Source organism: uncultured Desulfovibrio sp., assembly GCF_949282365.1.
GTDB lineage: Bacteria > Desulfobacterota > Desulfovibrionia > Desulfovibrionales > Desulfovibrionaceae > Desulfovibrio.
Genome location: NZ_CASDOY010000054.1, coordinates 1 through 13,753 on the forward strand (window position 1 = coordinate 1; position 13,753 = coordinate 13,753).

General features: G+C 68.3%; 11 protein-coding genes and 1 pseudogene. 9 read left to right on the plus strand and 3 right to left on the minus strand.

What is annotated here, in order from left to right:
• The first annotated feature begins 371 nt into the window (after positions 1 to 371).
• From dxr to Q1X76_RS08895, 5 genes are all read left to right on the plus strand, one after another.
• Positions 372 to 1,691 carry a 1-deoxy-D-xylulose-5-phosphate reductoisomerase gene (gene dxr, locus Q1X76_RS08875; protein ID WP_300719321.1) on the plus strand — a complete coding sequence of 440 codons (1,320 nt, stop codon included), beginning with the start codon at positions 372 to 374 and terminating at the stop codon, positions 1,689 to 1,691.
• Entirely contained in the window at positions 1,685 to 2,860 is a 1,176-nt protein-coding gene (gene rseP, locus Q1X76_RS08880; RefSeq protein WP_300719323.1) for an RIP metalloprotease RseP, read from the plus strand. The genes dxr and rseP overlap by 7 nt, the downstream gene beginning before the upstream one ends.
• A 38-nt stretch (positions 2,861 to 2,898) precedes the next feature.
• The gene (locus Q1X76_RS08885; RefSeq protein ID WP_300719325.1) at positions 2,899 to 3,249 is read left to right on the plus strand and encodes a TIGR04076 family protein; all 351 of its coding nucleotides are present in this window, start codon (positions 2,899 to 2,901) and stop codon (positions 3,247 to 3,249) included.
• Position 3,250: 1 nt separating this feature from the next.
• Positions 3,251 to 4,057: a tRNA (adenosine(37)-N6)-threonylcarbamoyltransferase complex dimerization subunit type 1 TsaB gene (tsaB, locus tag Q1X76_RS08890; RefSeq protein WP_300719327.1), complete on the plus strand. Its 807-nt coding sequence runs from the start codon at positions 3,251 to 3,253 to the stop codon at positions 4,055 to 4,057.
• Positions 4,058 to 4,228: 171 nt separating this feature from the next.
• Complete coding sequence (locus Q1X76_RS08895; protein WP_300719329.1) at positions 4,229 to 4,735, plus strand: hypothetical protein; 507 nt, start codon at positions 4,229 to 4,231, stop codon at positions 4,733 to 4,735.
• A 144-nt stretch (positions 4,736 to 4,879) separates the two neighbouring features.
• Here Q1X76_RS08895 and Q1X76_RS08900 read toward each other — a convergent pair whose 3' ends face one another.
• Both Q1X76_RS08900 and Q1X76_RS08905 read right to left on the minus strand, forming a co-directional pair.
• Positions 4,880 to 5,938, minus strand: a complete 1,059-nt coding sequence (locus tag Q1X76_RS08900; RefSeq protein ID WP_300719331.1) for a tetratricopeptide repeat protein — start codon at positions 5,936 to 5,938, stop codon at positions 4,880 to 4,882.
• Between the two features lie 12 nt (positions 5,939 to 5,950).
• Complete coding sequence (locus Q1X76_RS08905) at positions 5,951 to 7,738, minus strand: LIC12162 family protein (protein WP_300719333.1); 1,788 nt, start codon at positions 7,736 to 7,738, stop codon at positions 5,951 to 5,953.
• 188 nt (positions 7,739 to 7,926) lie between these two features.
• Here Q1X76_RS08905 and Q1X76_RS08910 point away from each other — a divergent pair, with 188 nt between their 5' ends.
• A complete protein-coding gene (locus Q1X76_RS08910) occupies positions 7,927 to 8,841 on the plus strand; it encodes a DMT family transporter (RefSeq protein ID WP_300719335.1) in 915 nt (304 codons plus the stop codon).
• Positions 8,838 to 9,473, plus strand: a complete 636-nt coding sequence (rdgB, locus tag Q1X76_RS08915; protein WP_300719337.1) for an RdgB/HAM1 family non-canonical purine NTP pyrophosphatase — start codon at positions 8,838 to 8,840, stop codon at positions 9,471 to 9,473. Before Q1X76_RS08910 ends, rdgB begins: the two co-directional genes overlap by 4 nt.
• Positions 9,474 to 9,788: 315 nt before the next feature.
• Here the strand turns inward: rdgB and Q1X76_RS08920 are convergent, their stop codons facing one another.
• Positions 9,789 to 11,162 carry a helix-turn-helix domain-containing protein gene (locus Q1X76_RS08920; RefSeq protein ID WP_300719339.1) on the minus strand — a complete coding sequence of 458 codons (1,374 nt, stop codon included), beginning with the start codon at positions 11,160 to 11,162 and terminating at the stop codon, positions 9,789 to 9,791.
• 676 nt (positions 11,163 to 11,838) lie between these two features.
• Between Q1X76_RS08920 and Q1X76_RS08925 the strand changes: the two genes are divergently transcribed.
• Positions 11,839 to 13,458, plus strand: a complete 1,620-nt coding sequence (locus tag Q1X76_RS08925) for a diguanylate cyclase (protein ID WP_300719341.1) — start codon at positions 11,839 to 11,841, stop codon at positions 13,456 to 13,458.
• Positions 13,459 to 13,516: 58 nt separating this feature from the next.
• Positions 13,517 to 13,753 (plus strand): annotated as a pseudogene (locus Q1X76_RS08930) (type I secretion protein TolC); the annotation flags it as partial.

A 13,753-nucleotide genomic window follows, 5' to 3' on the forward strand; every position in this document is an offset into this window, starting at 1 on the left:
TTTCGGTGCATGGCGGGAAAGCCGCGCATATCGTGGCGGGGCATCGTCCGGGGAAGGGGGGGGATACTTGTTTCAGGTGGGGAGACGGTGCCGGGCGGTGTCCTCCTTTCTGTTTTCTTTCGCCGTGTTTTTCCGGGACTCCCTGCATGGTCCTGTTCGCCCTGTGCGCGGGTTTTGGGGGAGGGAAGGGGGTCCGGGGGAAGGGAGGCCCCTTTTTGCCGCCAGCAAAAGGGGCCTCCCTTCCCCCGGGGATCTCCCCGTCCCCCTCTTTCCCTTCCGTGCCGCCCTCCGTCCTCCGGCCCGCTCTCGACGCCACAGCGCTTTTTTGGCATGCTGGGGAGGATTTTGTCCCGGAGACAAAGGAGAAACACATGTCTGATCTGTGGCCCGGGCTGGACGGCCCTGCGATTCGGTATATTTCGGAAGCGCCTTCCGAGGCGTGGCGGCACGGCGTGCGTCATCTGGTCCTGCTGGGTTCGACCGGTTCCATCGGCGGCAACACGCTGGCGGCCATCCGTTCGCGGCGGCGGGAATGCGTGGTGCTGGGCCTTTCCTGCGCGCGCAACATCAAGACCCTGGCCGCGCAGGCGCAGGAGTTCCGGCCGCCGTATCTGGCCGTGCTGGACGAGGCCGCGGCCGCGGGTCTGCGCAAGCTGCTGCCCGCGGGCTATGCGCCCGAGATCCTGACGGGCAGCGAGGGCTATGCCCGGCTGGCGGCCCTGCCCGAGGCGGATACCGTGCTTTCGGCGCAGGTGGGCGCGGCGGGCCTGTCCGGGACGCTGGCCGCCGCGCTGGCGGGCAAGGTCATCTGCCTGGCCAACAAGGAATCCCTGGTGCTGGCCGGGGATCTGCTGCGCCAGGTCTGCGCGCGCACCCATGCCGGCATCCTGCCGGTGGATTCGGAGCACAACGCCATTTTCCAGTGTCTGGCCGGGCGCGGGCAGGAGGTGGACCGCCTGCTGCTGACGGCTTCGGGCGGGCCCTTCCGGGGTCGCAGCCGCGAGGAGCTGCGCAACGTGACCCGTGCGCAGGCTCTGGATCATCCCAACTGGAAGATGGGGGCCAAGATCAGCATCGACTCGGCCACCATGATGAACAAGGCCCTGGAAGTGGTGGAGGCCTTCCACCTGTACGGGGTGCCGCTGGAAAAGATCACGGTGCTGGTGCATCCACAGTCGCTGGTGCATTCGCTGGTGCAGTTCACGGACGGCAGCCAGCTGGCGCAGCTGGGCACGCCGGACATGCGCATCCCCATCGCGGCCTGTCTGTTCTGGCCGCGCTGCGTGGATACGGGCGTGCCGCCGCTGGATCTGGTCAGGGCCGGGACCCTGCAGTTCTTCGCGCCCGACGACGAGGCCTTCCCGGCGCTGAGGCTGGCGCGCCGCGCCCTGCGCGAGCGTGGCGGCATGTCGGTGGTCATGAACGCGGCCAACGAGGCCGCCGTGGAGCTGTTCCTGTCCGGGCAGTGCGCCTTTGCCGACATCGCGGAGCTGGTCGCGGCCGCCATGGACGCCCATGCCGCCGGCGGGCCGGGGCACGAGCCGTTCTGCCCGCCGCTGTCCTGTAGCGGCGATGACAGTCTTGCCCTTGCACGGGAAGTGACTATCTTGACAGAGCGCATGTCGCGCCTTGACCTGAAAACTCGCGAGCTGGTGAAACGACTGGCCCGCGCCGGAGTTGACGAGTGCTGACGACCATCGTTGCCGCCATCATCGTGCTTGGCGGCCTGATCTTCTTTCATGAACTGGGGCATTTCAGCGTGGCCCGCTGGCTGGGCATGGGCGTGTCCACCTTTTCGCTGGGCTTTGGCCCCAAGCTGCTCAAATACCGTCGCGGCAAGACGGAATACGCCCTGTCGCTGGTGCCGCTGGGCGGCTATGTGGCCCTGGTGGGCGAGAACGACGCCAGGGACATCCCCAGCGGCTTCACCCGCGAGGAATGCTTTTCCCTGCGGCCCGCATGGCAGCGCTTCCTGGTGATCGCGGCCGGGCCGCTGGCCAACATCCTGCTGGCCTGCCTGCTCTGCTGGGTGGTGGCCTGGGGCTGGGGCAATGCCGTCATGCTGCCGCAGGTGGGCAAGATCATGCCCGAGAGCGCGGCGGCCCTGGCCGGCCTGCAAAAGGGCGACCTGATCCTGAGCATCGACGGGAGGCCCGTCAGCTCGTGGGACGAGATCTCCCCGGCGGTGGCCGCGGCCGACGGCCGTCCCCTGACCCTGACCGTGGCCCGCGAGCCCGCCGAAGGCATGGCCCGGGGCAGCGAGCTGGAACTGACCATGACGCCGCAGTGGAGCACGCGCAAGACCATCTTCGGCGAAGACGAAAAAGCCTGGCTCATCGGCATCGCGCCGCTGGGGTCGGTGCGCGTGGATGAACTGGGCTTCGGCGAGGCCCTGAAGGCCGGCTTTGTCCAGACCTGGCGGCTGGTGGACCTGACCTGGCAGAGCTTCGTCAAGCTGGCCCAGCGCGTGGTGCCCGCCGATCAGGTGGGCGGGCCCATCATGATCGCCCAGATGGTGGGCCAGCAGGCCGAGCAGGGCCTGGTGGGCGTGATCGGTCTGGCGGCGCTCATCAGCATCAACCTGGCCATCCTCAACCTGCTGCCCGTGCCGGTGCTGGACGGCGGGCAGATGCTCTTCTGCCTCATCGAGATGCTTTTCCGCCGCCCCGTGCCGCAAAAGATCCAGGAATGGGGCATGCGCATGGGCATGGCCCTGCTGCTGACCCTGATGATCTTCGCCACCTTCAATGACGTGACGCGCATCATCAGGACGCCGGATGCGCCCGCCGCGGCGGGCGAGGCCCCGGCTGCGGAACAATCCCTTCCCTCCGGGAACGACGGCGGGACGGAAGGGCGCTGACCCGGCGAGGGCGGCAGGAAGACGCCCGGGGAGGACGCATGAAAAAAGTCAGGATAACGGTCCTCAAAACGACATTCGACAAGGAACTTGCCGGCCAGTACGGTGTGGAAGGGCTGGGCCCCTGCCCCATGCTGCGGCAGGGACAGGTCTTTTACGGCGACTATGCCAAGCCGGACGGCCTGTGCGATGAAGCCTGGAAAGCCATGTACCAGTATGTGTTCGCTCTGGCCCACGGCGCGGAGAAGGAGCTGTTCTATTACGGGGACTGGATATGTACCCCCGGTGTGGCCGTTTGCAGCTGCAATGACGGCCTGCGCCCCGTGATCTTCAAGCTGGAGGCCACGGACGAGGAATGCCGTCTGCCGGAATATCCGGTGCAGGAGGGATAGGATGGATGCACAGCACGGAACCGGGCTGGAACTGATCCTCAACGCCGCCGAAGGCGTGCTGCAGATCTTGGTCACCGAGGACGAGCAGATCCTTTGCGCGCAGGAATGGCACCGCAGCGAGCGGGCCACGGAGATACTGGCTCCGGCCCTGGCCGAGCTGGCCGTCTCGCTGGGCATCGCCTGGAGCGATCTGCGGCGCATCGCCTGCGTGCGCGGGCCGGGCTCCTTCACCGGCATCCGCCTGACCCTGGCCACGGCGGCGGCCCTGCGCCGCTGCGGCCGGGCGCAGCTGGCCGGGCTGGACTATATGCAGGCCCTGGCCACCACGGCCGTGATGCGGCGCGGCATGCTTTACGGCGGCCATGTCTGGGTGCTGACCCATGCCCGTCGCGATCTGGTGCACTGCCAGCCCTTCGTGAGCTACGGGCCCGCGATCCCGGCCCAGCCCCTGCGGCCCGTGGAACTGTGTACGCCCGCGCACGCCGTGGCGGCCATCCGTGCCGACGGCGCGGACAGGGTGCTGGTCTGCGGTACGGGCCTGCGCCGCAATGCCGCCGCCTGCGCTCCGCTGGAAAGCCCGCCTGCCGTGGTCTGCCTGCCCGGCTGCGTCCATGCGTCCGCCGAGGCCCTGTGCCTGCTGGCGCGGCACGGCGATTACGCCCCCGCAGATATCGAACCCCTCTATGTGCGTCCCTGCGACGCGGTGGACAACCTGCCCGACCTGGCCCGCCGGCAGGGCCGGGACAGCGAGGCCGCCACGGCGGAGCTGGAGCGTTTGCTGCATCTGGCCCCGGGCAGCGAGATATGAGTTTTGCCGTGCCGGGGCGCGTCGTCGTGGGGGGAAGGGGCCCCTTTCACCGGCGCGGAAAGGGGGCTCCTGCCCCCCTGCCTCCATCCCTCCCCAAAGGTGCTTCCCTGCGGGCACGGCCTGCGGTCGTCCTGCTGTTTCCCCATGTCCCCTGGCCAAGGAGGAACGCCCATGTCTGATGAACAAATCCTCGAGGGCAGCGATGCCGGTGAACGTCCCCTGCTGAGTTACCGCCAGTCCTGGCTGGCCTGGGCCGGGCCCGTGCTGATGCTGCTGGTCTGCGTGGCCCTGTGCGTGGCCGGGCAGCACTATCTGCCGGAATTTTTCTGGATCTTCGCGGGCCTGGCCGCGCTGCTGGTGCTGTGCATGGGCTACAGGATAGCGCAGGTGCGCAGCGTCCACCTTTATGCGGACAGCAAGGGCGTCTGGCTCTATCAGGGCATCCTGCCCTGGAGCCGGGGCGCGGTGGGCGTCAAGTGGCGCGACATGGAGGACGCGGCCTTCACCGCCGGTTTCAGCAGCTGGCTGTTCAACAGCTATACGGTGCGGGTGGGCAACCGTTTTTCGCAGCAGAGCGAGATCCTGGTGCACAACATCGCCAACGGCCGCGAGGCCGTGACCCGGCTGAACGAATTGCAGGGCCGTTTCTGCGGCCGTAGCGACCGGCGCGACGACTGAGGCCCCGCCTGACGATGCATGAAACAAAGCCCCGCAGCAGCATGCTGCGGGGCTTTGTCATCTTCTCCGTGAAATTGCCCGGCAATATTTCTTTTCTGGCGTTCCTGACGGCCGCCAGATGCCATAAAAAACTCTCCGCCGCCCCTACTTGCGGTTCTGGGCGCGCAGGTAGGCCTTGGCGTCGGGATCGCCGTTCTTGGCGGCCAGACGGTACCAGCGGGTGGCCTCGGAAAGGTTGCGCTGCACGCCGGTGCCCTGGTCGTACATGAGGCCCAGGCTGTACTGGGCGGCGGGCTCGTTCTGCTCGGCGGCCTTGCGGTACCATTCCACGGCCTTGGCGTAGTCCTGGGGCACGCCGCGCCCCTGCTCGTACATGAAGCCCAGATTGTACTGGGCCTCGGCATAGCCGCGTTCGGCGGCGCGGGTGTACCATTCCACGGCCTTGAGGTTGTCCTGGGCGTAGCCCCGGCCTTCGGCGTACATGTAGGCCAGATTGTTCTGGGCCTTGAGGTGGTCCTGCTCGGCGGCGCGCTCGAACCAGTGGGCGGCCTTGGTGTCGTCCTGATTGCTGGCCTTGGCGTTGAGGTACATCCAGCCTAGGGAATACTGGGCGTCGGCCAGGCCCTGGTTGGCGGCGCGGCCGTACCAGTCGATGGCCTCGTTCTCGCTTTTGCGCACGCCGCGACCGTGGGCGTAGAGATAGCCCAGATTGTACTGGGCCATGGCCAGGCCCTGCTCGGCGGCCTTGCGGAACCAGCGGCCCGCCTCGGCGAAGTTGCGGCGTACGCCGTTGCCCGTGGCCAGGGCGGTGGCCAGGGCGTTCTGGGCGCTGGGCAGGCCCTTGTCCGCGGCCTGGCGGAACAGGGTCGCGGCGCGCTGGGGGCTTTTTTTGACGCCGCGCCCGTCCTGGGTCAGACGGCCGAGGATGTAGAGGGCTTCGGCATTGCCGTCCTTGGTGAGCGGCGTGAGCAGGGAGACGGCCTTCTTGTAGTCCTTGCTGTCCAGGGCGCGCTGCACCTCGGCCAGAGCGGCTTGCGCGGCGCGCTCCTCAGGGCCGGGACCGCCGGCCTGCTCGGCGGCCGGGGGAGCGGTCTCCCCGGCGGCCGGGACGGCGGCGGGCAGCAGCAGGCTCAGGATCAGGGCGGCCGGAAGCATCAGGACCGGCAGACGGCGCAGGACGCCGCCACGGGCGTTATGGCACATGGAAAGGTCTCCTTACAGGCGTTGCAGCAATGCGATGATGGGGCCGTCGGGCCCCTTGGGATCCACCAGGGCGTGCTCGCGGCAGAAGGCGCGGCGGGCGGCCTGGACGCTTTCGTCCTGCCACCAGCGGGCGGGATCGTCCCAGATCTCGCGGACCTTGGCGGCGGCGGCCTCGGCCGAGGGCTGCCAGATACCGGCCCCGGCCAGGATGTCCAGCCGGGCGAAGGCGGCGTCGGTCATGGGCCAGATCTCCCTGTCCCAGTAGGCGATGGTGGGCACATTGGCGGCCAGGGCCTGCAGCAGGGTGGTGCCGTGATGGTCCACCACCATCAGGGCGCAGGTGAGCATCTGCGCTTCCAGCGGCCCGCTGCACAGACGCACGCGGGGGAAGCGCGGCAAAAGCCACGGGGCGTCGTCCAGGGCGCCGGGGGCGTCGAAATGGGGCCGGTAGCGGATCTTTTCATGCAGGCGGCGCGGCAGGTCTTCCAGGAACCACTGCTTGTCTTCGCGGTACTGGAGCCATTGCAGGGGCGTGGGCCGGGAGTCGAGGCGGTGCCCGTAGAGGGGCATCTCCGCGCCGACGAAGAGCAGCACGTCGTCCCCGCCGCGCCACTGGTCGGCCATGCGGTCCAGCAGAGGATAGGGCAGGGGCAGGAACCGCCCCCCCGTGCCCGCGCCCGTGGCCTCATAGCTGGTCCAGCCCCAGGTGCCGAAGGCGTGCTGGCTGAACTCCACCAGCGGCGTTTCGCACAGGCAGCGCACCTGGCCCACGTTGCCGCCATGCTGCACGAACATGACGCGGTTGCCCCGGGCGCGCCAGACGGCCAGGCGCTGCCGGTAGGCGGTGTCCTCATGGGCGCGGACCGAGGCCACGCGGACGCGGGGCCTGCGCGCGGGCGGGATGTGCACGGGATGGTCCAGCTCGCTGAGGCTTTGGGGCAGGGCCCCGATGAAGAAGGGCAGGGGATCCAGGGGCAGGTCGTGGCGCACCCCGGTGGCGGCGCTGCTGAAATGGCTGGCCAGCGGGCGGCTGGCATCGGGCTGGCGGCTGGGATGGAGCAGGGCCAGCGAATAGCGCAGGGCCTGGCGCAGACGCATGCCGCGCAGGGGCGGGCAGGGCAGGCGCAGGGCGCAGGAGCGCAGCCAGGCCCGCAGGCGGTGGCGCAGCGTGTCGCTGTCTTCCGGCAGCACGGGCTGGCCGTAGGTGGCCGTTACGGGCAGGGCGTAGGAGCGGGTCCATTTTTCCGGCCAGACGGCTTCCAGCAGGCGGGACATGATCCAGGTGTTCCAGTCCGCGCCCAGAGCGCCGTGCATGATGAAGTCATGCTCCGTGACGAAATTCAGGCGGCAGTCCCCGGGCAGCAGTTCCACATGCAGGGGCAGGTGGCCCCAGTCCTCCACCATGGCCTGCACGCGCAGCCAGCGCTCCACCAGCTGGCGGGCCACGGTGCAGGCCCAGGGCGCCAGCAGGGTCTCCCAGTAGACGCCGGGCAGGGCGTCGCTGGTCGCGTCCAGCAGGGAAGCGGCGGGATTGTCCTCCAGGGCACGCTGCCGCTGCAGCCGGCGCAGATGGCGGCCCAGGGCGGGGATGACGTCCGCCGTCAGGGACTGGGCCATGAGCACGGCCCTGTCCAGGGTGGCCGGATCGCGCAGGGGTTCGCGCCCGAAGACGAAGCTGTCTTCCCAGCCGGGGAAGAAGTCTTCTTCGTTGTCGAAGCACCAGGGGCCCGCTGCCCAGTGGGTATCGGGACCGGCTCCGCGGGGCATGGGCCCCAGGACCAGATGATGCGTCTGAGCCATGTGGATGAACCTTGTGTGGGAGTACGCCGCGGGGACGGCCCGCGGGGAAGACAGGGCGCACCGGACGCCGCATGGCGGCGAGGATAGCCGGTTTGGGGGCAAAAGGAAAGCCTGCCGCCCCCGGCCTTTTGCCATTTGCGGGGCAACCTGCTATGAGAGCGCAGGAGGCCGGCGGCGCCGGACAGCACATGAAACAGAACACAACGGGCTATCTGCTGGCCCTGCTGGCCGTGGTCATCTGGTCGGGGAACTTCGTGGTGGCGCGCGCCGTGGCGGACATGATCCCGCCGTGGCAGTGCAACTTCTGGCGCTGGGCCACGGCCTTTGCGGCCATCCTGCCCTTTGCCTGGCGCCATCTGCGCGAGGACTGGCCCGCCCTGCGCCGCCGCTGGCGCTATGTGCTGCTCATGTCCCTGCTGGGCGTGACCCTGATGAACACCTTTTTCTACAAGGCCGGCCAGAGCACGGAAAGCCTGAACATGGCCCTGATCGCGCCCACCGCGCCCATCATCATCCTGATCTGCGCGCGCCTGTTCTACGGCGAGGCCGTCACCCGGCGCCGCCTGCTGGGCATGCTGGTGGTGGCCTGCGGCATCGTGATCCTGGTCAGCCGCGGGGACCTGGCGCGCCTGCTGGCCCTGCGCTTCGCGCCCGGCGACCTCTGGTCCTTGGGCGGGGCGGCCTGCTTTGGCCTGTATTCGCTGTTCATGCGCCACCGGGGCGCGGAGCTTTCGGTCTTCGGTTTCAGCGCCGCCACCTTCGGCCTGGGCTCGCTGTTCTGCCTGCCGCCCGTGCTGGCCGAGATGTACTGGCTGCCGCCCGCGCAGTGGGAGCCCGCCGTCATCACGGGCGTGCTCTATACGGGGGTGGGCTGCTCCTTTTTTTCCTTCTGCCTCTGGACGGCGTCCATCAGCCGCATCGGGCCGGTACGCGCGGGAATCGTCTACTACAGCATGCCCGTCTTCGCGGCCACGGGGGCGCACCTGGTCCTTGGCGAAGCCGTCAACATGGCCCAGATCCTGGGCGGCCTGCTCATCATCGGCGGCATCCTGATAGCGACATTACAACGACCGCACCTGCCGGTGCGCAAGGAGAACGCATGAATAGCAACGATACCGCGCGGGTTGTGCTGGCTACCCACAATGCCGGCAAGATCCGCGAACTGGCCGATCCGCTGGCCGCCTTCGGCCTCGAAGTGGTGGGCCTGTCCTGCTTCCCGGGAATAGGCGAGATCGAGGAGACCGGCACCACCTTTGAGGAAAACGCCCGCATCAAGGCCCGCGCCGTGTGCGCCGCCACCGGTCTGGTGGCCGTGGCCGACGATTCCGGTCTGGAAGTGGACGCCCTGGACAAGGGCCCCGGCGTCTATTCCGCCCGCTACTCCAATGACTGGGAGAGCCTGCCCGGCGAGAGCGTGGACCAGCGCAACATGCGCAAGCTGCTCTTTGAACTGCGCGACGTGCCCCAGGCCCTGCGTTCCTGCCGTTTCGTCTGCTGCATGGTGGCCGTGCATCCCGACGGTCGGGAACTGGTGGTGCGCGGCACCTGGGAAGGGCGCATCCTCGAGGCGGCCCTGGGCGAGAACGGCTTTGGCTACGATCCCGTGTTCTGGGACGAGAGCATCCGCAAGAGCGCGGCCCAGCTCAGCCGCGACGAAAAGAATGCCCGCAGCCACCGTGGCAATGCCCTGCGCGCCCTGCTGGCCCGCTGGTCGGCTTTCATGAGCGGGAAGTAGGCCCCCCGTGACATGACGGGCGGCCTTCGGGCCGGAGAAGCGCCGTGCCCCCGCACAGGAGCGGGGGAAGGCCCTCCGGCCCGGGCGATGACGCCCGGGGCCGCGTTTTTCTTCGTCCAGGATAAGAGCGTTCGTTACCGGAAGGACGGTAACGGGCGCTCTTGTGTTTTTGGGGGACTGTCCCGGCGGATGGCCGGCAGCCCTGCCGGCAATGCGGCGGGCCTGGGCCGGGGCAAGGGAGTGGCCTGGCCAGGGCAGGGGGGGCAGGACGGGGAGGCAGGAGGGGGCGGCGGCAGGCGGGACGGGTGGCGGAGCTTACGGGGACGTCTGGCCGAAAAAGGCCGTCACCAGCTCCAGCCGGCCGCTCACGCGGCACTTGGCGTAAATGGAGGTCAGGTGCCGTTGCATGACCCGTTCCGATATGCCCAGGCAGATGGCGATATTCCCCAGAGGTTCCGACGAGGCGAGCACGGCTCGCAGCACGTCGGTCTCCCGGCGGGTCAGGGCGTGCTTTTGCGCGAAAAGGCCTATGGCCTGATCCTGGCGCACGGGCGGCGCGGATCTGGCGGAGCCGTGGTCGCGCAACTGGCCGCTCCAGAAGAAGATGGCGCACACGCCTGCCAGCAGCAGGCTGTTCAGGACGACGGAGCAGCCCTGCCCCAGCAGGCCGAACAGGCCGTTTGGACAGAGGAAAAAGGCGCCCACGCACAGGGAGCGGCAAAGACGTCCCATACCGGCCCAGAGCAGCGGCCAGCGCGTCCCGGGGGCCAGGTCGAGGAAAAGCACGGTGAAATAGACGACGTAAAAGCCGCTGTAAAAATACAGGATCGACAGGTTGAGCTGGTAATGCCGCGGATCGTTCAGGAAAAAGATCGCCATGTTGGACAGCATGAGCACGCACAGCGTGATCACCGGCATGAAGGCGCGCTTGCGTATGTCCGCAAGGAAGCCCGCCAGCAGCAGGCCGGCCAGATAGCACAGGCGTGGCCAGGAGGTCACATCCAGCTCTCCCGTGGCGTACAGCCGGGTGACGATATCCTCGTTCAGGCCCACGACGATGGAAAGGATGGCCGTGCCCGCCGTGGCCAGAGCCAGGGTGCGCCGGGAAGGGGGGCTGGAGGGGGCCTCGTCCGCCGCCGCGGGGGCGGGCGCGGGCGCCCGGGCCAGCAGCATGGCCAGGACCAGCGAGACCAGGGCCAGCAGCATGGCGGTCTGTCCGCTGTCCAGACAGGTGTCCGTCAGGAACTGGATGCCGACGGCCAGGCCGATGCTCCCGCCTGCCAGCCTGCCGCTCACGGCACTGTGGCGCAGGCAGAGGGCCGCGCTGTAGTGGAGGAAGGCCCCGGCTCCCCCCAGGCAATACGAGCAGGCGGCGGCCCATGCGGGCAGGGAGGACGGGCTGCCCGTGAGGGCCAGGGCGCTGAACAGCAGCGCGGGGAGCAGTATGGCCGCTACAGCGAGGCTTCGCAGAAGACCGTAGGAGGCGCGCCGGCACAGGGCCAGGCTCAAATAGCCCGCCGTCAGGCAGGCCAGCTGCCCCAGAAAGAAGGTATGGAGGTCTCCCGGCCTGTCCAGTGCCAGCAGGCAGTCCTGCAAAAAGACTTCCGAGGTGAGGAAGACAAAAAAATACAATGTGAACAGGACAGCGGTCCACAGGGGAGAGAGGTGGGAACGATATATCGTGATCATGGCGCCTGGGCCTTGCAGGTGGACGGTAACGGGCAGGATGCGGCGCATGGCGGCCTCTGTCCTGCTCCCATGCCTCGGGGACGTCCGGCGATGACGGCCGGACCGCAGGGCCATGCGCCAGACCGGCTGCCGGCCGCGGCCACCCATGCGGGCGCCCCTGATGGAGTGCATGTCTCTGTGCCACACGGCGGAGGACACTCCCCGGTGTGTTGCGGGGGCGCTCCCCGTTATGGAAGCTTCTTGCCGGCATGCCATCCTAATCAAGACGGCTTTTTTCAGCAAGCAGGCTGTCTGTCTTGTGGTGCGCATCACGCCGGACTTGCCCGGGAGACCTGGCGCGCCCCGGCCTTCCGCCCAGCCGGGAAGGGGCGGGCCCCTGCCCGGATTGCGCGTTTCCCCATCCTGCTGCGCGATGGTGCGCGTTTTTATCTGGCCGGGATCACCGTCTTTTCAGACGGTGGCGGAAAGACGCCCCCCCGTTTGCGCGATAGAGGACGCATTTTGGCGGCAGGACGGCCTGCCCGTATCCGAGCGTCCGGGCTATATTTTTTCCCGGATACGGACAGACAGGGCCTTCTTCGTGCCCACGGCCGGTGCTGCGCGGCAACGGCAGGCTGAAGAAAGAAAGTCCTTCCCGCATCCCTGGTTTTTCTTCTGCCCGACAAGGAGAAAACAGGTGTCGTTCCCCACATACTCCTCTCCCGCCTTCATCTGGCACCTGTCGACGGATGGTGTCATCTTCTGCACGTCGGCGCTTGCCATGCTGGGGATGCGTGCGGACTCGGCGCCGGCGACGATGGAGGATCTGCTGGCCTGTTTGCCGCCCAGGCAGCGCCGTTTTTTGCGGCAGCAGCGTTCCGCCTTGCGTTTGGGCGCCAGGCTGCCCGGCCTGACCTGCTCCTACAGGTGCAATGGCAGGAACATCAACGAGCGCATGCATGTCATGCGTCGTGACGGTGCGGGCAGGCCCCGGGCTTTCCTCGCCTGTCTGGAGCTTCTGGAACATCTGGTGCCGTTGCCGGAAGACGTCGAGGACGGCTGCTGGAGCTATACGCGCGGGCAGGCCATGCCCTTCCTGGACATGCGCTGCATGTTGCTGCTGGGACTGGGAGAGGCCCCCGGCCCGCTGGACAGGGAAGGGCTGCGCCATCTGCATCGCCATTACCGGGCGCCCGGGCTGCTTTCCCGCTTGCGGCGCTGGCTGGACGCCAGCGACGGTGCGGAGCGCCTGCGCCTGGTGCTGATGCCGCACAGGCCCCAGGGGACGCCCCTGCTGCTCATGGCCGCGGTCCTTGCCCGTGACGACAGCGGACGTGCCCGCGCCGTGGCCGGGACGCTGGCGCCCCTGCTGGAACACAAGGCGGCCTCCGTGGGAGGGACGCGACGTCTGCTGCTGGCCATGAGCGGCTGCCATGACGGCATTTGGGACTGGGACGTCCGGAGCGGCACGGTCTACTACAGCCAAAATTACCTGGCCATGCTGGGGCATACGCCGGCCACCTTCCCGGCAGAGCTGGGATCGTGGCTCCGGGCCGTACACCCCGACGACCATGAAAAAGCCGTGGCCCTGCCGATGAAGGTGGTGGCCTCGCCGGAGGCGGGGGATGCCTTTGTTTGCACCTACCGGATGCGCCATGCCGACGGTTCCTGGCTGTGGATACTGGAACGCGGTTGCGTGTCCAGCCGGGACAGTGCCGGACGGGCCCTGCGCGTGGTGGGCATGCATACGGACGTCACGGCCCTGCAGGAGGAACGCGATGCCCTTGAAGGGAAGGTGCAGGCGGATCCGCTGACGGGCGTCTCCAGCCGTTACCAGCTGGAGCGGGTCTTGCAAAAATCGGCCCGGGGGCGGCCCCTGTATGCGGTCATGGCCGACGTGGACGGCCTGAAACTGGTCAATGACCACCTGGGCCATGAGGCCGGCGACAGGCTGCTCCGCCGTACCGCCCGTCTGCTCCAGACCCATGTCAGGAAGGAGGACTGCCTTGCCCGCATCGGGGGGGACGAATTCGTCATCCTCTTCTCCTGTCCGGGCGCCGTGGTGCGCAGACGGCTGGCGGACATCCGGCAGGCCCTGTGGCGCATGCGGCAGGACAGCGACCTGCCTGTGGAGCTTTCCTTCGGTGTCGCCGGATCGGACGGGGGCGGCATGGACGCCGGAGAACTGTTGCGCCGGGCCGATGCGGCCATGCTGCGTGCCAAGAAGCGCCGCCGCGCCGCATCCCATGCCCGCATCCGCGCCTGGCTGGAACGGCATACGGGGCGGGAAGTGGCGGCTGGTGACCCCCGGCTGTAGGAGAGGGCGCAGGGGCGTCCCGCAATCTCTGCCGTGGCGCAGAGCGTAAGGAGGAGTTATGGCCGATCTGAAGAAATGGATGCCGGCAGCCGTGGCGATGGCCTGCCTGCTGGTCTGGGGCGCCGGGAGCGCGTGGGCAAAGGACGAGATCCGCCCGGGGGCCGCCCGGGCGCACATCACGGTCAACGATACCGTACACGGCGTGCTGACCAGTCACCGCAGCCTGATGAGCATCAAGGAAAACCGTTCCGCCCTGGAGCATGAGGTCCGCAAGGCGCAGGCGGGTTTCGGCCCG

Coding starts and splice junctions, on each gene's coding strand:
- Q1X76_RS08910 (WP_300719335.1), top strand. CDS start 7,927: ATGAAACAGAACACAACGGGCTATCTGCTGGCCCTGCTGGCCGTGGTC.
- rdgB (WP_300719337.1), top strand. CDS start 8,838: ATGAATAGCAACGATACCGCGCGGGTTGTGCTGGCTACCCACAATGCC.
- Q1X76_RS08900 (WP_300719331.1), bottom strand. CDS start 5,938: ATGTGCCATAACGCCCGTGGCGGCGTCCTGCGCCGTCTGCCGGTCCTG.
- Q1X76_RS08895 (WP_300719329.1), top strand. CDS start 4,229: ATGTCTGATGAACAAATCCTCGAGGGCAGCGATGCCGGTGAACGTCCC.
- tsaB (WP_300719327.1), top strand. CDS start 3,251: ATGGATGCACAGCACGGAACCGGGCTGGAACTGATCCTCAACGCCGCC.
- dxr (WP_300719321.1), top strand. CDS start 372: ATGTCTGATCTGTGGCCCGGGCTGGACGGCCCTGCGATTCGGTATATT.
- Q1X76_RS08885 (WP_300719325.1), top strand. CDS start 2,899: ATGAAAAAAGTCAGGATAACGGTCCTCAAAACGACATTCGACAAGGAA.
- Q1X76_RS08920 (WP_300719339.1), bottom strand. CDS start 11,162: ATGATCACGATATATCGTTCCCACCTCTCTCCCCTGTGGACCGCTGTC.
- Q1X76_RS08905 (WP_300719333.1), bottom strand. CDS start 7,738: ATGGCTCAGACGCATCATCTGGTCCTGGGGCCCATGCCCCGCGGAGCC.